Origin of the sequence: Collinsella sp. AM33-4BH (genome assembly GCF_003469205.1) — a bacterium.
Classification (GTDB): Bacteria; Actinomycetota; Coriobacteriia; order Coriobacteriales; family Coriobacteriaceae; genus Collinsella.
Genome location: NZ_QSIN01000004.1, coordinates 69,229 through 91,684, shown reverse-complemented (window position 1 = coordinate 91,684; position 22,456 = coordinate 69,229). Strand labels below are relative to the sequence as shown.

Annotated in this window: 27 protein-coding genes and 1 pseudogene; 27 read left to right on the top strand and 1 reads right to left on the bottom strand. The window is 60.2% G+C overall.

The annotated features are described in order from the left end of the window. The first annotated feature begins 281 nt into the window (after positions 1-281). The 20 genes and pseudogenes from DW821_RS04425 (at position 282) to rplX (ending at position 14,124) form a co-directional block, all read left to right on the top strand. On the top strand, positions 282-800 hold the full coding sequence (locus DW821_RS04425; RefSeq protein WP_233524901.1) for an RNA polymerase sigma factor: 519 nt from the start codon (positions 282-284) through the stop codon (positions 798-800). Next, entirely contained in the window at positions 751-1,827 is a 1,077-nt protein-coding gene (locus tag DW821_RS04420; RefSeq protein WP_118065794.1) for a DUF4179 domain-containing protein, read from the top strand. Before DW821_RS04425 ends, DW821_RS04420 begins: the two co-directional genes overlap by 50 nt. 681 nt (positions 1,828-2,508) lie before the next feature. Continuing rightward, positions 2,509-2,886 carry a 30S ribosomal protein S12 gene (rpsL, locus tag DW821_RS04415; RefSeq protein WP_006235012.1) on the top strand — a complete coding sequence of 126 codons (378 nt, stop codon included), beginning with the start codon at positions 2,509-2,511 and terminating at the stop codon, positions 2,884-2,886. A gap of 73 nt (positions 2,887-2,959) precedes the next feature. After that, positions 2,960-3,433: a 30S ribosomal protein S7 gene (gene rpsG, locus DW821_RS04410; protein ID WP_006235013.1), complete on the top strand. Its 474-nt coding sequence runs from the start codon at positions 2,960-2,962 to the stop codon at positions 3,431-3,433. Between the two features lie 19 nt (positions 3,434-3,452). After that, entirely contained in the window at positions 3,453-5,552 is a 2,100-nt protein-coding gene (gene fusA / locus DW821_RS04405; protein WP_022094183.1) for an elongation factor G, read from the top strand. 60 nt (positions 5,553-5,612) lie between these two features. Next, the gene (gene rpsJ, locus DW821_RS04400) at positions 5,613-5,921 is read left to right on the top strand and encodes a 30S ribosomal protein S10 (protein ID WP_022094184.1); all 309 of its coding nucleotides are present in this window, start codon (positions 5,613-5,615) and stop codon (positions 5,919-5,921) included. A gap of 140 nt (positions 5,922-6,061) precedes the next feature. Beyond that, positions 6,062-7,216, top strand: coding sequence for a cation diffusion facilitator family transporter (locus tag DW821_RS04395; RefSeq protein WP_118065792.1), 1,155 nt, complete (start codon positions 6,062-6,064; stop codon positions 7,214-7,216). A gap of 39 nt (positions 7,217-7,255) precedes the next feature. Continuing rightward, a complete protein-coding gene (locus tag DW821_RS04390) occupies positions 7,256-7,876 on the top strand; it encodes a histidine phosphatase family protein (protein WP_118065790.1) in 621 nt (206 codons plus the stop codon). A 459-nt stretch (positions 7,877-8,335) separates the two neighbouring features. Continuing rightward, positions 8,336-8,956, top strand: a complete 621-nt coding sequence (gene rplC / locus DW821_RS04385; RefSeq protein WP_089572481.1) for a 50S ribosomal protein L3 — start codon at positions 8,336-8,338, stop codon at positions 8,954-8,956. A 46-nt stretch (positions 8,957-9,002) separates the two neighbouring features. Beyond that, positions 9,003-9,629: a 50S ribosomal protein L4 gene (gene rplD, locus DW821_RS04380; protein WP_006235032.1), complete on the top strand. Its 627-nt coding sequence runs from the start codon at positions 9,003-9,005 to the stop codon at positions 9,627-9,629. Then, positions 9,630-9,917 (top strand): 50S ribosomal protein L23, encoded by a 288-nt coding sequence (gene rplW / locus DW821_RS04375; RefSeq protein ID WP_006235033.1) that lies wholly within the window; start codon positions 9,630-9,632, stop codon positions 9,915-9,917. 179 nt (positions 9,918-10,096) lie between these two features. Next, complete coding sequence (gene rplB, locus DW821_RS04370; RefSeq protein ID WP_055250219.1) at positions 10,097-10,927, top strand: 50S ribosomal protein L2; 831 nt, start codon at positions 10,097-10,099, stop codon at positions 10,925-10,927. Positions 10,928-10,959: 32 nt separating this feature from the next. Next, positions 10,960-11,220, top strand: coding sequence for a 30S ribosomal protein S19 (rpsS, locus tag DW821_RS04365; protein WP_006235035.1), 261 nt, complete (start codon positions 10,960-10,962; stop codon positions 11,218-11,220). 14 nt (positions 11,221-11,234) lie between these two features. After that, positions 11,235-11,606 (top strand): 50S ribosomal protein L22, encoded by a 372-nt coding sequence (gene rplV / locus DW821_RS04360; protein ID WP_006235036.1) that lies wholly within the window; start codon positions 11,235-11,237, stop codon positions 11,604-11,606. A gap of 6 nt (positions 11,607-11,612) precedes the next feature. After that, the gene (rpsC, locus tag DW821_RS04355; RefSeq protein WP_006235037.1) at positions 11,613-12,323 is read left to right on the top strand and encodes a 30S ribosomal protein S3; all 711 of its coding nucleotides are present in this window, start codon (positions 11,613-11,615) and stop codon (positions 12,321-12,323) included. Beyond that, positions 12,323-12,718: pseudogene (rplP, locus tag DW821_RS04350) on the top strand (50S ribosomal protein L16); the annotation flags it as partial. The gene rpsC and the pseudogene rplP, both read left to right, overlap by 1 nt. 107 nt (positions 12,719-12,825) lie before the next feature. Further along, positions 12,826-13,041, top strand: a complete 216-nt coding sequence (gene rpmC / locus DW821_RS04345) for a 50S ribosomal protein L29 (protein WP_006235039.1) — start codon at positions 12,826-12,828, stop codon at positions 13,039-13,041. Between the two features lie 16 nt (positions 13,042-13,057). Then, a complete protein-coding gene (gene rpsQ / locus DW821_RS04340; RefSeq protein WP_006235040.1) occupies positions 13,058-13,318 on the top strand; it encodes a 30S ribosomal protein S17 in 261 nt (86 codons plus the stop codon). Between the two features lie 118 nt (positions 13,319-13,436). Continuing rightward, the gene (gene rplN, locus DW821_RS04335; RefSeq protein ID WP_006235041.1) at positions 13,437-13,805 is read left to right on the top strand and encodes a 50S ribosomal protein L14; all 369 of its coding nucleotides are present in this window, start codon (positions 13,437-13,439) and stop codon (positions 13,803-13,805) included. Between the two features lie 13 nt (positions 13,806-13,818). Continuing rightward, complete coding sequence (gene rplX, locus DW821_RS04330) at positions 13,819-14,124, top strand: 50S ribosomal protein L24 (protein ID WP_099432059.1); 306 nt, start codon at positions 13,819-13,821, stop codon at positions 14,122-14,124. Positions 14,125-14,891: 767 nt separating this feature from the next. Here rplX and DW821_RS10300 read toward each other — a convergent pair. Beyond that, positions 14,892-14,993, bottom strand: a complete 102-nt coding sequence (locus DW821_RS10300; protein WP_231501554.1) for an IS3 family transposase — start codon at positions 14,991-14,993, stop codon at positions 14,892-14,894. Positions 14,994-15,322: 329 nt separating this feature from the next. Here DW821_RS10300 and DW821_RS04320 point away from each other — a divergent pair, with 329 nt between their 5' ends. The 7 genes from DW821_RS04320 to DW821_RS04290 all read left to right on the top strand — a co-directional run bounded on the left by DW821_RS04320 (position 15,323) and on the right by DW821_RS04290 (position 22,426). Then, positions 15,323-15,667: a 5'-methylthioadenosine/S-adenosylhomocysteine nucleosidase gene (locus tag DW821_RS04320; protein ID WP_233543590.1), complete on the top strand. Its 345-nt coding sequence runs from the start codon at positions 15,323-15,325 to the stop codon at positions 15,665-15,667. 227 nt (positions 15,668-15,894) lie between these two features. After that, positions 15,895-18,636, top strand: a complete 2,742-nt coding sequence (locus tag DW821_RS04315; RefSeq protein WP_118065788.1) for a PRD domain-containing protein — start codon at positions 15,895-15,897, stop codon at positions 18,634-18,636. Positions 18,637-18,759: 123 nt separating this feature from the next. Continuing rightward, positions 18,760-19,233 carry a PTS sugar transporter subunit IIB gene (locus DW821_RS04310; protein ID WP_089572478.1) on the top strand — a complete coding sequence of 158 codons (474 nt, stop codon included), beginning with the start codon at positions 18,760-18,762 and terminating at the stop codon, positions 19,231-19,233. A gap of 9 nt (positions 19,234-19,242) precedes the next feature. Next, the gene (locus DW821_RS04305) at positions 19,243-20,028 is read left to right on the top strand and encodes a PTS sugar transporter subunit IIC (RefSeq protein WP_089572477.1); all 786 of its coding nucleotides are present in this window, start codon (positions 19,243-19,245) and stop codon (positions 20,026-20,028) included. A gap of 2 nt (positions 20,029-20,030) precedes the next feature. Next, on the top strand, positions 20,031-20,864 hold the full coding sequence (locus DW821_RS04300) for a PTS system mannose/fructose/sorbose family transporter subunit IID (protein WP_089572476.1): 834 nt from the start codon (positions 20,031-20,033) through the stop codon (positions 20,862-20,864). Between the two features lie 26 nt (positions 20,865-20,890). Next, entirely contained in the window at positions 20,891-21,289 is a 399-nt protein-coding gene (locus DW821_RS04295) for a PTS sugar transporter subunit IIA (RefSeq protein ID WP_089572475.1), read from the top strand. A gap of 12 nt (positions 21,290-21,301) precedes the next feature. Continuing rightward, a complete protein-coding gene (locus DW821_RS04290; protein ID WP_172676343.1) occupies positions 21,302-22,426 on the top strand; it encodes a glycoside hydrolase family 172 protein in 1,125 nt (374 codons plus the stop codon). The last annotated feature ends 30 nt before the right edge of the window (positions 22,427-22,456 follow it).

Here is a 22,456-nt window from a genome sequence, read left to right as displayed (position 1 = left end):
CCTCCGTCGCTGCGCGGCCCCCAGAGCTACAATCTGTCATTCAAAAGGCAGGGCATGACCAAAAGGTCAATGCCCTGCCTTTTTCATGCCACCTTGTACGCTCTGGGGGCCGCTCGCTTGCGTATGTTCAACCTGTTGCGTTTCGTTGATCCCTTGCCAAAAAGTGACGGATTTATTTTTTGGTAGGTTTTTCCTGCTTGGATTTGAAACATTTCGCCCGACAAGAGCGTATCTAAGGTGAGGGCCTCATCGAGAAGCATTAACGTCACCGGGAGGTGATTATGGAAGAACAAGCTTTTAGACAGGCGGTCGAAGACCACCGGGATGTCGTGTTTCGGATCGCATTGACGTATCTGCGTGATCGCGCTGACGCCGACGATGTTGCTCAAGACGTCTTTCTGAAGTTACTCAAAAGCGACGCGCAATTTGAAAACTGGGAGCATCTTCGTCGATGGCTTATCCGGGTCACGATCAATGAATGTAAATCTCTCTTTCGAAAGCCGTGGAGGCGCGTGGAGGATATTGAGAATCTGGCCGATTCGCTTTCGACAGCGCAGGATGAGACCAAGGCCGTCCTGTCAGATGTCATGCGGCTTCCGGAACGATTCCGTATCCCCATCGTGCTCTATTACTATCTGGGCTTCTCGACTTCAGAAATTGCCGAGTTACTGCATGTGCCAGCCGCGACCGTTCGAACGCGTTTAGCTCGCGGCAGATCGAAGCTCAAGTTCATCCTAGAGGAGGGCGACCGTGAAATCCAACCAGATCAAGCAGGCCTTCGAGTCCGTCCAAGCCGATAGCGATCTTGCTGACCGTGTTCTTTATGCCGCTGCTGGCGAGCCGCTTCGCCGAAAGGGTCACGCGAAGCCTCTGTATGTTGCCGTAATCGGATGTCTTGCCGGAGTGCTGGCGACCGGAGGGGTCGCCTACGCTGTTGTCAATTCCAGTTATTTTGCCTCTGCCTGGGGAAACCATGGCAACGGAGAGTCCGTTACCTGGACAAATGGCGGCTCGTCGGGGACGAAATATACCTACACCAGAGAGTTTGGTGATGGTATCGCGCCCCAAAGCCTGGAGGGTGCAGTCCAGAAGGTCAATCTGTCCGTCGAGGGCAACGGCTATACGCTCGACATTCATGATATGGCTATCGATAAAAACGGTTGCGGTGCCGTGACGTTTACGTTGTCCAATCCAAATGGTGTTAACTACTACAAGCCGGCAGCAGAGACTGGCGAACTTGTTCTCTATGGTGAAGAAGAACAAGGCATCGGCACGCCCGACATGAAGTTCGGCGAGGAATGGGCTGACACACGCTGCACCATTGATAAGGACACATCAAGCGATACTGTCATTAATGGCACGATGTACTTTGCTTCTATGGATCGCGAGCGAGGTTTTCAACATGCGGTCACCTGGAATATCCAGTGGACCGAGGGCGAAGGTGAGAGTGCGAGGCAGTTTAAAGCATCGACGCCCGAGTTTAGCGTTGGAGCGTACGTCGATACAAAGGAACTCCGCTCCGGTGACTCGTCTCTCGAGATCAGTCCGTTTTCCATCCAGACGCACATCGATGATCTGGGCATTGACGCAGTCACGAAGAAGTTGACGGTTACCTACAAGGATGGATCGGAGCAGATTATCGAAGATGACGACGCAGGGGCGTTCAACTTATATTTTTCTTATACGCGCAATAGCGGAGAGAACATCTGGGTTCCGACAAGGCTCATCAATGTCGATCAGGTTGTATCGGTAACCCTTGAGGGAACGAGGTGCACATCAACAGGAGAGACCGAAACAGAAGTACCCTTTACCATCGTCTACTCGTAAGGCTTGAGGCCGCTTCCCACTAGGGGAAGCGGCCATTTTTGCGTTATATGGACGGTTATTTTGAGCGATATTCGCCTGAATTTCGGAAGTATGCGGCAAAATCTCGATGGGTCGACCACACCGCATATGCTCAAGCGCTCTACCTGCGGGTTTATTATCGAAAAACCCCGGTGTGCTCGGCAGGTCCAGAATTTGCCGCATACTTCCGAAAACGCCGCCGATTTCCCTATGACAGATGAGGGCGGATCACCGCTGGAGCGCGACGTTTCCGCAGATAAAACCGACCAAAATAAACCTGTCCCGTTTTGGCAGGTAACGTTGCCCCGACGAGCACGTCGGATCCCCGGCCCGGGCGGCGCGGGGTTAAATTTGTCGCGAGTTCCGCACGCAAAGGAAAGCACTTAATGTGCTTTCCGTCTTGCGCAGGACTGTAGAGCAGCAAACTTAAAACCTGGGCCGCCCGGTCCGGGGATCCTCCCAAACGCACAGGAGGGGATTCCTTTTGTGTAGGCTTTGCGGAAATGTGCCAATTTTGGGATACGCCCGGCGGCGTGGTCTGTTGACGTCACAGCTAACGCCACGTATCCTATCGAACTGCGTGTTTCGTAGGGGGATGCTGACCCCTCGATTCAAGCCGTTGCACTTTACAGAAAGCTGGAATCATTCGAGAAGGAGTACGCTTTGCCTACTATTAACCAGCTGGTTCGCCAGGGCCGTCGTTCCGTGCCCAAGAAGTCCAAGAACGCTGCTCTGCAGCACAACTCCCAGAAGCGCGGCGTGTGCACCCGCGTCTTCACCACGAGCCCCAAGAAGCCGAACTCGGCTCTTCGTAAGGTTGCCCGTGTTCGCCTCGTCAACGGCATCGAAGTTACTGCTTACATCCCGGGTGAGGGCCACAACCTGCAGGAGCACTCCATCGTGCTCGTCCGCGGCGGTCGTGTCCGTGACCTCCCTGGTGTCCGTTATCACGTCATCCGTGGCGCCTACGACGCTGCTCCGGTCCAGAACCGTATGCAGGCCCGTTCCAAGTACGGTGCTAAGCGCCCCAAGGCTAAATAAGCCAGATAACGTTTTGATACTTTCGCCGTGTGCCGCCTAAGCGCCGCACGGTAGACACTTAAGGAGATTTCACATGCCGCGTCGTGCAGCAGCTAATCGTCGTGAGGTTCAGCCTGACGCCGTTTACAACAACCGCCTGGTGACTCAGCTCATCAACAAGGTCCTTCTTGACGGCAAGAAGGCCACCGCTGAGCGCATCGTTTACACCGCTTTCGAGATCGTTGCCGAGAAGTCCGAGGGTGGCGACGCTCTCGCTACCTTCAAGAAGGCTATGGACAACGTCAAGCCCACGCTCGAGGTTAAGCCCAAGCGTGTCGGTGGCGCTACCTATCAGGTCCCGATGGAGGTTAACTCCCGTCGTTCCACCGCTCTGGGTATCCGCTGGATCGTCAACTTCTCCCGCGCTCGCAAGGAGAAGACCATGGCCGAGCGTCTCGCCAATGAGATCCTCGACGCTTCCAACGGCCTGGGCGCTTCCGTCAAGAAGCGTGAGGACGTCTTCAAGATGGCCGAGGCCAACCGCGCGTTCTCTCACTATCGTTGGTAAGTTAAGGTAAGGAACTAACATGGCTAAGCCTAAGTACAAGCTTTCCGATACCCGTAACATCGGCATCATGGCCCACATCGATGCCGGTAAGACCACCACGACCGAGCGTATTCTTTACTACACCGGTAAGACCCACAAGATCGGTGAGGTTCATGAGGGCGCTGCCACCATGGACTGGATGGTTCAGGAGCAGGAGCGCGGCGTAACCATTACCTCCGCTGCTACCACGTGCTTCTGGAACAAGGACGGTAAGGACTACCGCATCCAGATCATCGACACCCCGGGCCACGTTGACTTCACCGCCGAGGTCGAGCGCTGCCTGCGCGTCCTCGATGGTGCTGTCGCCGTCTTCGACGCCGTTGCCGGCGTTCAGCCCCAGTCTGAGACCGTTTGGCGTCAGGCTTCCACCTTCAACGTCCCCCGCATCGCCTTCATCAACAAGTATGACCGCGTGGGCGCTGACTTCTTCAACGCTATCGAGACCATGAAGGATCGTCTCGACGCTAACGCCGTGGCCGCTCAGGTCCCGATGGGCGCCGAGGACAACTTCTGGGGCGTCATCGACCTCGTCACCATGACTGCATGGGACTTCAAGGCCGACGAGAAGGGCATGACCTACCCCGAGCCGATGGACGAGATCCCGGCTGAGTTTGCCGACATCGCTGCCACCAAGCGCGAGGAGCTCCTCGACGCTGCTGCCAGCTTTGACGACGAGCTCATGGAGAAGATCCTCATGGAGGAGGACTTCACCGTCGAGGAGCTCAAGGCTGCTCTGCGCAAGGGTGTTCTGGCCAACGAGCTTAACCTCGTCTTCGTGGGCTCCGCCTACAAGAACAAGGGCGTCCAGGAGCTGCTCGACGCTGTCGTCGACTACCTGCCCAGCCCGCTCGACGTTGAGGCCGTCACCGGTACCGATCCGGACACCGGCGAGGAGATCCAGCGTCATCCTTCCTTCGACGAGCCCTTCTCCGGCCTGGTCTTCAAGATCATGACCGACCCGTTCGTCGGTAAGCTCACCTACGTCCGCGTTTACTCCGGCCGCGCTGAGTCCGGCTCCTACGTGGTCAACGCTTCCAACGGTCAGCGCGAGCGCCTCGGCCGCATTCTCGAGATGAACGCCGCCGAGCGTATCGACCGTGACGACGCTGCCGCCGGCGACATCGTCGCTTGCGTCGGCTTCAAGAACTCCACCACCGGTGACACCCTGTGCGCCGAGGGCAAGGAGATCGTCCTCGAGAAGATCGAGTTCGCTAAGCCCGTTATCGACGTTGCCATTGAGCCCAAGACCAAGGCCGAGCAGGACAAGATGTCCCTGGCTCTGACCAAGCTCGCCGAGGAGGACCCGACCTTCCAGGTGTCCACCAACCACGAGACCGGCCAGACCATCATCGCCGGCATGGGCGAGCTGCACCTCGAGATCATCGTCGACCGTCTGCTCCGTGAGTTCAAGGTTGACGCTAACGTTGGTAAGCCCCAGGTTGCCTACCGCGAGACCGCTGGTCACGACGTCGAGAAGGCTGAGGGCAAGTTCGTCCGTCAGTCCGGTGGTCGCGGTCAGTACGGCCACGCCGTCATCAAGCTCGAGAAGATGGAGGAGGGCTTCGGCTACGAGTTCGTCAACGCTATCGTCGGCGGCGTCGTGCCCAAGGAGTACATCCCGTCCATCGACAAGGGCATCCAGGAGGCCCTGAACACCGGTGTTATCGCCGGCTTCCCGGTCCTCGACGTCAAGGTCACCCTGTTCGACGGTTCTTACCACGAGGTCGACTCCTCCGAGGCCGCCTTTAAGATCGCCGGTTCCATGGCTATCAAGGACGCCCTCAAGAAGTCCGATCCGCAGCTGCTCGAGCCGATCATGGCTGTCGAGGTCGAGACCCCCGAGCAGTACATGGGCGACGTTATGGGCAACCTCTCCGGTCGCCGCGGCAAGATCGAGGGCATGGAGGATCGCAAGAACAGCAAGCTCATCCGTGCCAAGGTGCCGCTGGGCGAGATGTTCGGTTACGCTACCGACCTTCGCTCCCAGACCCAGGGCCGTGCATCCTACACGATGCAGTTCGACTCTTATGAGCCCGCGCCCAAGTCCATCGTGGACGAGGTCATGAGCAAGAACGCCTAAGTTCGAGCTCCCTGTTACGTAATCCGCGAGAACATCTCTCGCACTCTTTGGAGGTTTAAGTTGGCTACCCAGAAGATCCGCATTCGCCTCAAGGGCTATGATCACGAGGTCGTCGATCAGTCCGCGAAGCTCATCGTCGAGACCGCTCAGAAGACCGGCGCTCGCGTTTCCGGTCCTGTCCCCCTGCCCACCGAGCGCAACCTGTACACGGTTATCCGCTCGCCGCACGTGAACAAGGACTCCCGTGAGCAGTTCGAGATGCGCACCCACAAGCGCCTCATCGACATCCTCGACCCCACCTCGGGCACTGTTGATTCGCTCATGCGTCTCGACCTCCCCGCTGGCGTCGACATCGACATCAAGCTCTAAGCTTTTTGTCCGATAGTGCGATTTGCAAGGCCGCAGCCCTAAGGGTTGCGGCCTTTTTTGTGCCGATGGGATAAAGGGTCTACACTACTGACCTATTGGACAAATGGGTGTACGAGTAAGGCCGTTGGGGACAGGTAAAGATGGTCGAGTGGATTATTAAGCGAGCGCAGGGCGACCGTGCACGCGTGGGTACGTTGACGGGCATGGTGTGTATTCTCGCCAATGTGGCACTATGCGCTGCGAAGGGTGCAATTGGCGTGCTGTCGGGATCGGTTTCGATCGTGGCGGATGCCATGAACAACCTGTCCGATGCCAGCTCGAATATCGTGAGCGTGCTGGGCTTTAAGTTGGCGAGCAAGCCGGCCGACCCCGAGCATCCTTACGGCCACGGTCGCTACGAGTATCTCTCGGGTCTGGTCGTGGCGGCACTCGTGCTGCTGATTGGCGTTGAGCTGGTGAAGTCGTCGGTGGAGCGAATTGTCAACCCCGAGCCTGTCGAGTTCTCGCTTGCCCTGGTGGCAGTCCTTGCGCTTTCGATGGTCGTTAAGCTGTGGATGGCGGCCCTCAACCAAAAGCTCGGCGATCGTATTGAGTCCGAGACGCTGCATGCGACCGCTCAGGACTCAAAGAACGATGTCCTAGCCACGGGTGCTGTGCTGGCGTGCGCAATTGTTTCGCAGGTGACGCACATCAATCTTGATGCATGGGTCGGCCTTGCCGTTGGCGCCTATATTGGCTGGAGCGGCTTTGAACTCATCCAGGATACGGTGAGCCCGCTTTTGGGCCAGGCGCCCGATCCTAAGCTGGTTAAGCACATTCGAGACAAGATCATGAGCTACCCCGGCGTTTTGGGCGTCCACGATCTGATGGTTCACGACTACGGCCCGGGCAGGAAGTTCGCAAGCGCTCACGCCGAGATGGCAGCCGAGGCCAGCCCGCTGGAAAGTCACGACACGCTCGATAACATCGAGCAGTCGTTTAGAAACGAAGACGGAATGATCGTCACGCTCCATTACGATCCCATCGTGACCGACGATTCAAAGGTGGCGAGCATGCGCTTGCGCATTCAAGCCATGGCCCAACAGATTGATAGCCGCCTTTCGATTCACGATCTGCGCTGCGTGCCGGGCCCCACGCACACCAATGTGATATTTGACTGCGTGCGTCCCTCAGATTTGGACATGGGCGCCGATGACCTCAAACGGGCATTGGCCCAGAAGGTCGAATCTGAATATCCCAAGTCGATTGCCAAGATCACGATCGACGAAGACTATGTCGGCCATACCCACGAGTAGGGCCGAGCCGATAAAGCAACTGATGCAGAAGGGGAGAGCATGAAGAAGCTATATCTACTCCGCCACGGTCAAACTGAGTTCAACGTCAAAAAGCTGGTCCAGGGCCGCTGTGATTCTCCGTTGACCGACCTGGGCCGCAAACAAGCGGGAATGGCAGCCGCATGGCTCAAGGACCACGGCGTCGTTCCCGACAAAGTGGTCTCTTCGCCCTTAGGCCGAGCCATGGACACGGCAAGTCTCGTCGCAATTGAACTCCTTGGCCCGGACGCAGCAGTCGAGCCCTGCGAAGGCATCATCGAGCGCAGCTACGGTACCTTCGAAGAAGGCCCCCACGACGCCCTGCCCACCGATGTCTGGGACCCGGGCGAGGACTTGGTCCCCTTCGGAGGAGAAGGAAGCCAGGCGCTACAGGAGCGCATGGCAGGCACCCTCACCAATCTCATGGGCGCCGAGGGCATCGAAACCCTCCTAGCAGTAAGCCACGGCAGTGCCAGCCGCCAATTCATCAAGGCTGCAGCCCCAGAGGGCTTCGAGCTCCCAACAAAACTACCCAATTGCGCCATCATGATCTTCGATTTTGATGATGCGCGAGAAGAGGACGATGCGCCCCAATGCAAGTTCACGTTGCAGCAAATTGTGGACCCCCAACAAAGTCATTAGCCTGAACGAGCAGAGTTAAGCAGACATCAACGTGGCGTTCCCAGTGTGCGGCGGAGGGGGCGGGCCTGAGACATATTAAGGTTGTCGCGAGTTCCGCACGAACAGGAGAGCACTTAATGTGCTCTCCGTCGTGAGCAGGACTGTAGAGCAGTAACCTTAATATGTCTCAGGCCCGCCCCCTCCGCCGCACACTGGGAACGTGCCACGCACTTTACCTGCGTAAACAATGTGAGTGAAATATGAATCTCGATGGATACGCCCGCAGCCGTGTATACTAAACAGCTGTGTGTAACCAGGGGAGTATTCTGGCTGGACAAAATGCCTGCTTAATAGGGTTGTCAGGTAGTCCGGGCGAAATACAAGGCTGGGGAGCACGTCGTGTAAGTAGTGGTCCTCTAGGGGCGTACGCTCGGTGGTGTACGCATTGTCCCAAGACCACGCGAGAGTTGGGATCATATCTTGATCAGCATGATTCTCGGCCGCAAGATTGGCATGACCCAGGTTTGGGACGAGAACGATAACGTCGTTCCCGTCACGGTCATCCAGGCTGGCCCCTGCGCTGTCTCGCAGGTTAAAACTCAGGCAACCGACGGCTATGACGCCGTCCAGATCGGTTTCGGCGACATCAAGGCCAAGAACGTGAACAAGCCCATGGCTGGTCACTTCGCCAAGGCTGGCGTCGAGCCTGTCCGTTTCCTTCGTGAGGTCCGCGTCGAGAACGGCGAGGAGCACAAGGTCGGCGAGGTCGTCACCGTCGCTGATTTCGCTGATGTCGAGAAGGTCGACGTCATCGGTACCTCCAAGGGTAAGGGCTTCCAGGGTCGCATCAAGCGCTGGGGTCAGCGCCGCGGTCCTATGACGCATGGTTCTCACTTCCAGCGTCACCCCGGTTCTATCGGTCAGTGCGCCTATCCTGCGCGCGTCCTCAAGGGCGTCAAGATGGCCGGTCACATGGGTAACGAGCGCGTTACCGTCAAGAACCTTTCCGTTGTCCGCATCGATGCCGAGCAGAACCTCATCTTGGTCAAGGGCGCTGTCCCGGGTGCCAAGAATGGTCTCGTCGCCATCCGTATGGCCTAAGGGCCCAGCCCATTTAGCCCAGCGTCATACCAAGGAGAACACTTAAATGGCAAAGTTTGAAGTAAAGAACAGCGAGGGCAAGAAGGTCGCCGAGGCCGAGCTCGCCGCTGAGGTGTACGGCATCGAGCCGAACATCCACGTTATGCACCACATCGTCAAGTGCCAGATGGCCTCTTGGCGTCAGGGCACCCAGTCTGCTAAGGGTCGCTCTGAGGTTTCCGGTGGCGGCAAGAAGCCTTGGCGTCAGAAGGGCACCGGCCGTGCCCGCCAGGGTTCCATCCGTGCTGCCCAGTGGCGTCACGGTGGCGTTGTCTTCGCCCCCAAGCCCCGTTCCTACGCTAAGCGTATGAACAACAAGGAGGTCAAGCTGGCTATGCGCTCCGCGCTGTCCGCCAAGCTGGCCGATGGCGAGCTCGTGCTCGTCGACGACTACGGCTTCGAGAAGCCTTCCACCAAGGCTGCCGTCGCCATGCTCAAGGCTCTCGGCCTTGAGGGCAAGCGTCTGACCATCATCGTTCGCGATGAGGACGTCAACGCCTACCTGTCGTTCCGCAACATTCCCAAGACGTTCATCATCACTGCCGACGAGGCCAACACCTACGATCTCGTCAACAACAACGCCGTGCTGATGCCCGCCGACATCGCCGCTCACTTCGGGGAGGTGCTTGCATAAATGACCGCCCACGAGATCATCATCCGTCCGATCGTGTCCGAGCGTTCCTTCTCCGGCATGGAGCAGAACAAGTACACGTTCGAGGTCGCCAAGGATGCTAACAAGTATCAGATCAAGGACGCTGTCGAGGAGATCTTCGGCGTCAAGGTCGTTCGCGTGAACACCCTGACGGTCAAGCCCAAGACCAAGCGCGTGCGCTATGTCGCTGGCAAGACCCGTTCTTGGAAGAAGGCCATCGTCACGCTGGCCGAGGGCGACACCATCGAGGTCTTTGGCAACCAGGCCTAAGACTCGCTGCTGTTGAGTGAGCTCATGCCTCCCAAATAGGGGAGGCGAGAGCTCAAGGTTTTGGGCGTATAAAATGGACACGCCCGGAACCGTGTATACGTCCGGTGTCATCGCACCCGAGGCAGAACCTCGAATCCCTGTCTGCGATGGCTAACGGATTCCTATTGAAAGGGATTGTAATGGCTGTAAAGCACCTTAAGCCGACCTCCGCTGGTAGGCGTTGGCAGACGATCTCCGATTTCTCCGAGATCACCTGCACCAAGCCTGAGAAGTCTCTTCTCGAGCCCCTGCCCAAGAAGGCCGGTCGTAACAACAACGGCCGCATCACCACCCGCCACCAGGGCGGCGGCGTGAAGCGTCGTTACCGCGTGATCGACTTCAAGCGCAACAAGGACGGCGTGCCCGCCAAGGTTGCCACGATCGAGTACGATCCGAACCGTTCCGCTCGCATCGCTCTGCTGCACTACGCTGACGGTGAGAAGCGCTACATCCTGGCCCCCAAGGGCCTCGAGGTCGGTCAGACCATCATGTCCGGTTCTGACGCCGACATCAAGCCGGGCAACGCTCTGCCCCTCGCCGACATCCCCGTCGGTACGCTCATCCACGCCGTCGAGTTCCAGCCGGGTAAGGGCGCTGCTATCGCCCGTTCCGCCGGTAACTCCTGCCAGCTGATGGGTAAGGAGGGCAAGTACGCTATCGTCCGTATGCCTTCCTCCGAGATGCGCCGCATCCTCGTTACCTGCCGCGCCACCGTCGGTGAGGTCGGCAACGCCGATCACGCCAACATCGTCATCGGCAAGGCCGGCCGTAAGCGTCACATGAACGTGCGCCCGACCGTCCGCGGTACCGTCATGAACCCTGTCGACCACCCGCACGGCGGTGGCGAGGGCAAGAACCACACCTCTGGTCGTCCCTCTGTTACCCCCTGGGGTAAGCCGACGAAGGGCCTTCGTACGCGCAAGAAGAAGAAGGTCTCGAACCAGCATATCATTCGTCGCCGTAAGAAGTAATTTCGGATACCGAGTTTTAGGAGAAAGCACTTATGAGCAGAAGTCTCAAAAAGGGCCCGTTCGTGGAGACTCGCCTTCTCTCGCGTATCACCGCGATGAACGAGGCTGGCAAGAAGGACGTCGTGAAGACCTGGTCCCGCGCGTCCACCATCTTCCCCGAGATGGTTGGTCACACCATCGCCGTCCACGACGGCCGCAAGCATGTGCCCGTGTATGTTACCGAGTCCATGGTTGGTCACAAGCTCGGCGAGTTCGCGCCGACTCGTACGTTCCGTGGCCACAAGGCCAAATAGGGGGTTAACCGTAAATGGCAACTAAGTCTATTGAAACTGAGGCCACCGAGGTTCGCGCCGTCGCTAAGTACGTGCGTGTTTCCCCCAGCAAGGCCCGCCTGGTGGTCGATCTGATCCGCCGCAAGCCTGTCGCTCAGGCCTTCGACATCCTCCACTTCTGCGACCGCGCCGTCGCCGTGGATGTCGAGAAGGTTCTCCGTTCCGCCGTTGCGAACGCCGAGAACAACAACGGTCTGCGTGCCGACAACCTGGTTGTCGCCGCTGCCTATGTTGACGAGGGTCCGACGCTTAAGCGCATCCGTCCCCGCGCCAAGGGTTCCGCTTCTCGCATTCTGAAGCGTACTTCCCACATCACCGTCGTCGTTGCTCCTCGAAAGGAGGCGTAAAGCTGTATGGGTCAGAAAGTCTACCCCACCGGCTTCCGTCTTGGCATCACCGAGAACTGGCGCTCCCGCTGGTTCGCAGAGAAGGATTACGCTAAGACCCTCGGTAACGATCTCGAGATCCGCAAGTACCTCGAGAAGCGTCTTTCCCGCGCAGCTGTCTCCCGCGTCGAGATCGAGCGCGCTGGCGACAAGGTGAAGGTCATCATCCTCACCGCTCGCCCCGGCGTTGTCATCGGTAAGAAGGGTGCCGAGATCGATACTCTCCGCACCGAGCTCGAGAAGGTCGCTGGCGTCTCCAAGGGCCAGCTCTCCGTCGACGTTGTCGAGATCAAGCGCCCCGAGCTCGACGCTAACCTCGTTGCTCAGTCTATCGCCGAGCAGCTTGAGGGCCGCGTTGCCTTCCGTCGCGCTATGCGCAAGGCTGTCCAGTCCGCCCGCAAGGCCGGCGCTAAGGGCATCCGTATCCAGTGCTCCGGTCGTCTCGGCGGTGCCGAGATGGGCCGTCGTGAGTGGTACCGTGAGGGTCGCGTGCCTCTGCACACCCTCCGCGCCAAGATCGACTACGGCACGGCTGTCGCCAGCACCACCATGGGCGCTTGCGGCGTGAAGGTCTGGATCTACCTGGGCGAGAAGCTCCCGGGCCAGCCTGTTCCCAACCCTGCACTCGAGGGCTCTTCCCGTCCTCGTCGTCGTAACTCCGAGAGGAGGGGTCAGTAGTGCTTGCCCCTAAGCGTATTCTTCACCGCAAGGTGCAGCGTGGCTCCATGAAGGGCCAGGCCAAGGGTAATACCGAGCTGCATTTCGGCGAGTTTGGTATCCAGGCTCTCGAGGCCCATTGGATCACCAACCGTCAGATCGAGGCCGCTCGTATTGCCATGACCCGCTACATGAAGCGTGGCGGTCGTGTCTACATCACGATCTTCCCCGATAAGCCCATCACCAAGAAGCCTGCCGAGACTCGCATGGGTTCTGGTAAGGGTAACCCCGAGGAGTGGGTGGCCGTCGTCAAGCCCGGCCGCATCATGTTCGAGGTCAAGGGCGTGCCCGAGGAGGTCGCTCGCGAGGCTCTGCGTCTTGCACAGCACAAGCTTCCCATCAAGACCAAGATTGTTGCTGCCAAGAACGCTGAGCAGCGCATCGAGAAGGAGATGGCTGAGGAGGCCGCTCTCGAGGCCAAGTGGGCTGCTGAGGACGCCGCCGCCGCCAAGGAGGAGAACTAATGAAGCCCGCAGAGATTCGTGAGCTCTCGGACGCTCAGCTCGTTGAGAAGCTGAAGGAAATGCGCGCCGAGCTCTTTAACCTTCGTTTCCAGATGGCCACCAGCCAGCTGGACAACACCGCTCGCGTCAACACCGTGAAGAAGGACATCGCTCGCGTCCTCACGGAGCAGCGCGCCCGCGAGATCGCAGCGGAGAAGTCCGCTGTCGCCGAGTAGGACCTAAGGAGAGAACATGACTGATTCGCGTAACTCGCGTAAGGTCCGTACGGGTGTCGTTACCTCCGTCTCCGGTGCCAAGACCATCGTTGTCACCATCACCGAGCGTAAGCGTCACCCTAAGTACGGCAAGATGATGACCAGCTCCAAGAAGCTGCACGCTCACGACGAGGAGTGCACGGCTGGCGTGGGCGACACCGTCCGCGTTATGGAGACCCGTCCTATGTCCAAGATGAAGCGTTGGCGCCTCATCGAGGTCGTCGAGCGCGCTAAATAAGCAGTCGCTCATACGACTTGTACGTTTCCGAAGATGTGCGTATGCCTGGCTTGCATACCACGGGCCGTATAAAGGCTGCGCACCTCTCTTCGGTTCTTAGTTCGGAGGAACATCTACCATGATTCAGATGCAAACCATGCTGAACGTCGCCGACAACTCCGGCGCTCGCAAGATTCGCTGCATCAAGGTGCTTGGCGGTTCCAAGCGTCGTTATGCAGGCATCGGCGATGTGTTCATCGGTGCTGTCCAGGAGGCTACCCCTGGCGCCAACGTCAAGAAGAAGGACGTTGTCCGTTGCGTCGTCGTTCGCACCGTTAAGGAGATCCGCCGCAAGGATGGCTCCTACATTCGCTTTGATGAGAACGCCTGCGTTGTCATCAACAACGATGGTTCGCCCGTCGGCACCCGTATCTTCGGGCCCGTCGCTCGCGAGCTTCGTGACAAGAAGTACATGAAGATCGTCTCGCTCGCTCCCGAGACCCTGTAGTTAGGGGAGATATATGTATATCAAGAAGGGCGATAAGGTTCAGGTTCTCTCTGGTAAGGATCGCGGCAAGCAGGGCGTTATCCTGCGTGCTCTCCCCGCCGAGAACAAGGTCGTTGTCGAGGGCGTTTCGGTCGTCAAGAAGGCCGTCAAGCCCAACGCTGCCAACCAGCAGGGCGGCATCGTTTCGCAGGAGGCTCCCATCGACGCCTCCAACGTCAATCTCGTCTGCCCCGAGTGCGGTAAGGTTACCCGCGTCGGTCACGAGAAGGACGGCAAGAACAAGCTGCGCGTCTGCAAGAAGTGCGGCCACAAGTTCTAAGCTGCCCGCAACATCAAGTTGCTAGCAAAGGCCCGGATGCCACGGCACCCGGGCCTTTTTCTATCCCCACTCGATGGCTTCGGTTCTGCCGTCCCGTCATTCCGGTTGCATCCAGTTTTCGGTGCCGTCTCGAATCGAGTGCCGCCAGGTGACACCCTGTCGCGTTTCGTCGGCTTCGGGGACAAAAGTCGGGACAACTCCAAAAACTATTTTCGAACTCAGGGCTTTGAGTTTTTGTTTTTGTCCCAAAGGGCGCGACGGGATGCCTTTGGAGGCTCGATAGCGCCGAAAACGCCCGTTTTGAAACTTAAATGCCTTTTCGCGTGCAAGCCGCCAGCTGCAATAGGAAGTGAATCAACGCAGGTGGCTTTCAAGCAGTTTGCAAAACTGCAGGTCGCAGGTCTTCATTGCCAGTAGGAGAAATGAGTAGTCTCAGGTGGCTTGCCCATGAGTTGACGAACGGGATTTGAGATTACGCTGACGTCCGGAAACGCTTCGAGCACGGCGTTACGTTTTTGGGGTTTGGGCGTAGCCCCTGCACCCGCGAGCGCGGGCCTTAAGCCCGCCGAGAGGGTGACGCGTCGAAAACGAAGGGGAAAGAGAGAAGGGGCCGTCCCTATCATTCAGGTTGCGACCGAAGAAGACAAGGAGACCCCCTGAGCCTGAATGATGCCCCACAGACCGCGTCCGACCGAGCTCAAGCCGAGCTTTTCCTGACGTCCGCCTTCGCGAAGATGATGGCTGGATTGGCTATGGATTGGCAACACTTATTTGGACGATTCCGGGAGGGACGGCCCCGCCTCCCTGAACTCGACCGGCGACATGTAGCCCAGCGTCGAGTGGATCCTGAAGTTGTTGTACCAGTGCACGTAATCCAAGAGCTTGGCTCGGAGCTCGCGCGTCCCTCCTCGATCCTTCGGAGTGGCCGACGATTTCCCCGTTGCAGAGGTCGACGAGCAGGCAGACGTAGTTCCACGACGCCCCGACGCGCACGCAGGCCAAGTCGCTGCATATATGGGTGTACGGCGCCCTGCCGCCGAAGCCGCGCGCGACGACGTTCGACACGTCGGCCTCGTTGATCGCCCCGGGGTGCACCTTGAACCTTTTCCTGCCGTATGCGCCGGCCAGGCCGTTCTCCCTCATGATGCGGCAGACGCGGCGCCGGCTGACGGTAACGCCCGACCTCCCGGGCGACGCCTTGATCTTGCGCGATCCGCTCCGGCCCTTGCTGGCGGCGTGCGCCGCCGCGGCCGCCGTCGCCCCCGACATTAAGGTCCTCAAGGGCCGCGTCGTCTCCGGCGACCAGTTTGTCTCGCCCGCGGAACAGAAGGAGCGAATCCTCGCGATCTTCGGCGACCTGTGCTGCGAGATGGAGGGCTGCACCATCGCGCAGGCCGCCTATCTCAACGGCGTGCCCCTCGTCGTCGTGCGCGCCATCAGCGACAAGCCCTGCGCCGAGGGCCGGGTCGTCGACTACAACACCTTCGAGAAGAAGGCCGCCTGCGACTGCGCCCGCATCGCCGCGCGCATGGTTAAGCTTTAGGCCCTGCGCGCCGGGGCCCTTCTTTATGTTGGGACCCCGGCGCGCCGGGGCCCTTTCCAAAGCGAAGTGTCGAGCCGAAGTGTTGAGCGTCGGCCCTGAATGTTCAATGGCCGTTGTTTTCTGCCCCTCAAGTGGTGGACTTTTCCTCGGAGCTGTTGATTCCCCCACGCGCCCCCTTCCGTTCTCTGTTCTCCCCTTATACTCCTTGTACGAGGAGGTAAGAAGTCATGGACAAGACCACACAGGACAGCTTGGCAAAGAAACCCGTCGACATGAGGGACAGGATTCTCGAGCATCTCGAGGCCCTCACCTCTGCCGTCTCGCTCGACGACCTTGCCCGTCTGTCCACCTCCGACATCGCCGAGACACTCATCATCTCCAGGAGCCTGGCGAGCCAGTACCTCAACGACCTTGTTCGCGCCGGTCTTGTGGTTAAGGTGGCGGGCAGGCCTGTCCGTTATTTTCATCGCCGCGCGTTCCAGAAGCGTTTTCAGGTAAAGCTCTCTGCAAGCGAGTACGCCTCGCTCGCCGACCTCATCCAGACGACGGGAATCGCCGATCACCGCGACTTCGCGCGTGCCGTGGGCTTCGACATGAGCCTCAGCTCCGTTGTCGAGCAGTGCAAGGCTGCGGTTCAGTACCCTCCGTTTGGCCTGCCCATCCTCTTGAGCGGCGGCGTGGGTGTCGGTAAGTCTTTCCTTTCTCGCCTTGTGTACGAGTACGGCAAGAACCAGGGCTTGCTGTCCCGCGACTCCTCCTATGTGCGCATCGACTGCGCCGGGGTCCCGGACGCCGCCTCGTTCAACGGGCTTCTTGACGAGTCGATCGCGAATGCGCGCGGGGGTGTGGTCTTTGTCAACGGCATCGAGGCACTCTCTCCCTCTGCGATGGAGCACTGCCTTGCGACGGCCCTCGGGCTCGATGCCTCCCAGGATGCGCCGCGCGCTCGCCTCGTTCTTTCGACGACGCTATCCGCCGATGACCTGAAGGTTTCCTCGGCCTACAGCAAAATGCCCATCTGTGCCCGCGTCCCCTCACTCAAGGAGCGGACCCCCGAGGAGCGCGAGGATCTCATCTTGAGCTTCCTGCGCAGCGAGGGGTGCCGAATCGGTTCTGATGTGAAGATCAGCCGCGGCGCATACCGTTGCCTCGTGAACGCGGACTTTTCCGATAACATCGCCGGCTTGCGCGCCTGCGTGACGAACTGCTGCGCCAAAGCGTTCCTCAATCGCGAGGGCGACTACGTCGTCGTTCGCCCGTATCTTCTTCCCAGCGGGCTCCTCTCCTCCGCGCAGATCGATCAACAGCCCGACGATGGCGTTCTGATCGACGCGTCTCTGGATGCCGCCGAGAGCACAGGGCCGGTCGAGCAGGCGCTCGATGCCCTGTGCTCCCTCGATGAGCGATTCTGCGCCGGGGAGCTCTCTGTCTCCGAGCTTGTCTCGCAAGCTGTCTCCGCTGTGCGCGGCGTTGAGGATCACTTGATCTTCGACCACGGCGTCGCCTCCTCGAGGTCGCGCGCCTTCGAGCGCGTCGTGGGCGCGGTCCTTGCCGACGCAGGCTCTTCTTATGGCATCGAGCTTTCGAGGAAGGTCGCTTTTCTACTGGCCCAGGAGATTTGCCTGCAGTTGTGGCCGGGTATCGGCCTGGCTAAGCGAAAGTCTGCCTGTGCGGAGCAAATCTCCCATCTCCTCGGTGCCGTGACCTCCGAATTGCCGTTTGCCTCGAGTGTCTCCGATCAGGTCGCCGCAGACGTGGAAGGGGCGCTGGGAATCTCGCTCGATCACTTCACGAAGACGCTTCTGACGCTGTGCGTCGCATCGGAGTCTCGCGATGCGAAGGCCCTTCGGACGCTCTGCGTCATCCTGTCCCACGGCTACTCAACGGCGACGAGCATCGCCGACGCGGCGAACCGTATGCTCGGCATGCATGTGTACGAGGCTGTCGACATGCCCTACGACCAGCAGCTGAAGGACATCGTCGGTCCGCTCCAGCGCCTCGTCGACCGCCATTCCTACTGCACCGGGGTCGTGTTCCTCGTCGACATGGGCTCCTTGGAGGAGGCCTATAAGGCCCTCGAGAACGTTACCGACTCCACTATCGGCGTGGTGAACAACGTCTCTACCGGTCTTGCGCTCGAGATCGGGGTCGGGCTGCTCGGCGGCAAGTCCATCGCCGAGGTTCTTGGCGATGCGACCGCCGCGTGCGTGACGCACTGCAAGGTGATCGAGCGCGTCAACCGTGAGGACGCCATCGTCTTCTGCTCCGAGTCCGGGGTCGACGCCGCGGAGAGGATACGCCAGCTCGTCTCGCAGAGCCTCCCGCGCACCATAGGCGCGCGCCTGCTCACGAGGCCCTTCAAGCAGCTCGTCGCGAACGGGTCGAACGACGCCGTTTTCTCCGAGCACCGCGTCTGCGCCGTCATCGGCACGGGAGACCCCGGGGTCGCCTCCGTCCCCTTCGTCGCCCTCGAGGACATCATGTCGACGGCGTCCGCCTCTAAGGTTGATGTCGTGTTCGGCAGGTGGCTTGACGCTTCCGAGCTCTCTTCTTTCCACGAGAAGCTGCTCTCGAACATGACGCTGCAGAACGTCATCCGCTCCATCACCATCCTCGACCCGGAGCGGCTATTCCATGAGATCGAGAGCGCCGTGCACGAGCTTCAGCGCAGGACAGGCGAGAAGATCGGCAGCAACGCCATCATTGGGCTCTACGTTCACCTCTGCTGTCTCGTCGAGCGCCTTGTTACCAGAAACCCCATTGAGACCTACGTTGGCCAGGACCGCTTCGAGGAGGAACGCGCCGATTTCATCGAGTCCTTCAGGCAGAGCTTCTCGAGCATCTCGACGCGCTATCGCGTAGAGGTTCCCGTAAGCGAGATCGCATATGTCTTCGACTACATAAGCGTGAGCGCCGCCCCGGCGCGAGAAGAGCGCCTCGGCTCCTCGGACCTCCTGCTCGACGAGTGACCTTCCCCGCGCCGCCGCAAGCTGACCGCGCGTCCTCAATAATCCGATAACCCCTTGCCCGGCGCGAATCCGGATAGCGCCGAGGCAGTACCGAACGTAAAACTTCATTTGATAGGAGCAAACATGAGTGTTGTTATGGCACGAATCGACAATCGCCTGCTTCACGGCATCATCGTGACGCAGTGGGCCCCGGTGTCGGGCGCGACCCGAGTCATGGTCATCGACGACAAGGTCGCCGGCGACGAGGTCCTGAAGTCCACCATGAGGATGGCGCGCCCCGCGGGCATGGCCGTTTCGATCATCTCCGAGCAGACCGCGCTCAAGAACTTCGCCGCGGGCAAGTACGACCGCGAGAAGGTCTTCGTCATCGCCAAGGAGCCCGAGACGATGCTTCGCCTGGTCGAGTCGGGCGTCGAGCTCCCGTCGCTGGTCGTCGGCGGCTCGCTCGTCAAGGAGGACGGCATCCAGCTCACCCAGCGCGCCTACGCCTCCGCCGAGAACGTCCAGAGCTACAAGGCGCTCATCGCCCGTGGCGTCAAGGTGACGGCCCAGTTCGTGCCCGCCGACAAGCCCGTCTCCGTCGCAGACCTCATCTAAGGGGGAAATATGGTCAACTTCACTATCCTGCAGGTCGTCCTTTTGACCCTGCTGGCCTTCATCAAGCACGTGGACTACTACGGCATCCCGATGATCTTCGTCAATTACGCCGTTTTCTGGGGCCTCATCACCGGAGTCGTCATGGGCGACTGGAAGACCGGCCTTGTCATCGGCGGCACCATTCAGCTCATGCAGCTCGGCGTCGCGGGCTTCGGCGGCTCCTCCATTCCCGACTACGGCACGATGGCCATCATCGCCACCGCCTACGGCGTGACCCTGGGCTCCGACACGGGCCTCGCCATCGGCCTGCCGGTCGGCATGCTCGGCATCCAGCTCGACGTCGTCGCCAAGATCCTCAACGGCTTTGTCGTCGAGAAGTCCCAGAAGTTCTGCAACGAGGGTAAGTTCAATCAGATGAACGCCATCCTGTGGGTCTGCCCCGCGCTCTTCGGCCTGTGCGCCGCCCTGCCCGTCTTTGTCTCCGTGACGCTCGGCCAGCCCGCCGTCAACTGGCTCCTCGAGGTCATGCCCCAGTGGTTCCTCTCCGGCCTCACCCTCGCCGGCAAGATGCTCCCGGCCGTCGGTATCGCCATGCTGCTCCGCTACATGCCAACCGCCAAGTACTTCCAGTACCTGCTCGCCGGCTTCTTCCTCTCGGCCTTCCTGAACGTGCCCATCATCGGCGCCGCCATCGTCGGCGTTGCCCTCGCGATTGCGTTCTACCAGCGTGCCGAGAGGGACACCGAGCTCGCCGCCCACGCTTCCGCAGACGCCTTCATCGGAGAGGATGAGTAACCATGGAAAACGAGAACATCACCGCCGTCGCCGAGGGCAAGCCCTCCGGCTACAAGGTCACCAAGAAGGACCTGCGCAACGCGAACTGGCGCTGGCTCATGAGCGTGTGCACCTTCAACTACCAGACCCAGCAGGGCGCCTCAGTCGCCTACGCCCTCTCGCCGGTCCTGAGGAAGATCTACACGAACGACGAGGACTATAAGCAAGCGCTCAACAACCACTTCCGCTACTACAACACCCAGCCTTGGCTCGCCGCCATCATCCTTGGCGCCTGCGTGGCCATGGAGGAGCGCGACGGCCTAGCGGCGGCGGACGCCGTCCAAGACCTGAAGATCGGCACCATGGGACCGCTCGCCGGCGTCGGCGACTCCCTGCTCATGACCATGATCCCGACCATCATGGGCTCCATCGCCGCTTACATGGCCATCGAGGGCAACCCCGTGGGAGCCGGCATCTGGTTCGCGCTCATCCTGGCCATCTTCTGGGTCCGCATGCACGCCCTCGAGTTCGGCTACAAGCAGGGCGTGAAGCTCGTCACCGACTTCAGCGAGAAGCTTCCCAACCTCACTGCCGCCGCCTCCGTGCTCGGCCTCACCGTGGTCGGCTGCCTCATCGCCTCGGTCATCGGCGTCACCTGCCCGATTAGCTTCAGCTTCGGCGACGTCGCGATGGAGATTCAGCCGCTGCTCGACAAGATCCTGCCTGCCATGATCCCCGCCGCCATCACGGGAAGCGCGTATTACCTTCTTACCAAGAAGAACGCGAGCATGACGGCCCTCATCCTCGTGGTGATCGTCCTCGCGATGGTCGCCTCCGCCGCCGGCATCCTCGCCTAGCTTCGACCCAAGAGATTGGTGAATCAATGAGAAAGATAGTTGTGGCGAGCCATTCCCTTCTCGCCCAGGGCTTCAAGGACACCCTCGAGTTCCTTACGGGTAAGGGCGACGCCGTCAACGCCGTGTGCGCCTACGTGAACGACAACGGCGAGGGGCTCGACGCGGCGGTCGAGGCGGCTCTTTCGGGCACTGACGAGGTCGTCGTCCTCACCGACGCGTACGGCGGCAGCGTGAACCAGCGCTTTTCCCGCTTCGCCTCCGACCGGATCCACGTGATCGCGGGTGTCAACCTCCCGCTCGCCATGACGGTCGCGCTCGCGCGCCCCGACGAGAAACTCGACTTCGACGCCCTCGTCAACGAGGCGCGCCAGCAGATCATCTACGTGAACGGTGCCAGTTCCGCCGAGTGCGACGACGACGAATAGAGGAGGTCGACGATGAGAGAGTTCCTTAAGGACGTGTGGATGCACGGCGGTGAGGAAAGCCGCGCCATCACCCCCGAGAACATCACGGGCGAGAAGGGCCGCGCCGCCATGTCGGCCAGCCACCTCGGCGTCGGCCGCAAGGGCTCGTGCTGCGTGCCCCTTGAGTCCGGCGAGACCATCACGCTCGCGGACATCGAGGGCCCCGGCATCATCCGCCACATCTGGATGACCGTCCCCGACAAGACCGCCGCCGGCAGCTTCGTCATGCGTGACCTCGTGCTGCGCTTCTACTGGGACGACGAGGAGACCCCCTCGGTCGAGTGCCCTGTCGGCGACTTCTTCTGCAACGGCTTCGGTGAGCGCGCCATCGTCAACTCGATGCCCATCTGCGTGAACCCGACGGGCGGCATGAACTGCTACTTCGAGATGCCCTTCAGGAAGCACGCCAAGGTCACGCTTACGAGCGAGCACCCCGGGTTCATTAAGTACATCTTCTACACGTTCAACTACGCGCTCACCGACGTGCCGGACGACGCCATGTACTTCCACGCCCGCTTTAACCGCGAGCGCAGCACCCGCAGGGGCGTCGACTACACCGTGCTCGACGGCGTGCGCGGCAAGGGCTACTACGTCGGCACCTACATGGCCCTGTGCGCCCTGGAGCGCTATTGGTGGGGCGAGGGCGAGATGAAGTTCTTCCTCGACGGCGACGAGGAGTTCCCCACGGTCACCTCGACGGGAGCCGAGGACTACTTCGGCGGTGCCTGGGCCTTCCTCGACAGGCCGCCCCACGCGCTGCCCGAGGCGCAGTGCTTCAACACGCTGTTCGCCGGCTACCCGTACCGCTCGACGCGCGACGCCACGCGCGACCGCTTCAGCGCGGGCAAGCCGAACCCGAATCCGATGCTCGCGACTAACGACGACGCGCTGCCCAGGCACGGCCTCTACAGGTGGCACCTTCCCGACCCGATCTCGTTCAAGGAGGACCTGCGCGTGACGTTCCAGGACCTCGGCAACGACGACATCAAGCTCTACGAGCGCGAGGACGACATCTCCACCGTCGCCTACTGGTACCAAAGCGAGCCGCACGCCGTGCTCGCCCCGTTTGCCGCAAGGCAGGACCGCGTGCCCAGGTAGGGTCGCCTCGAAACAAGCCAACGTTATGGG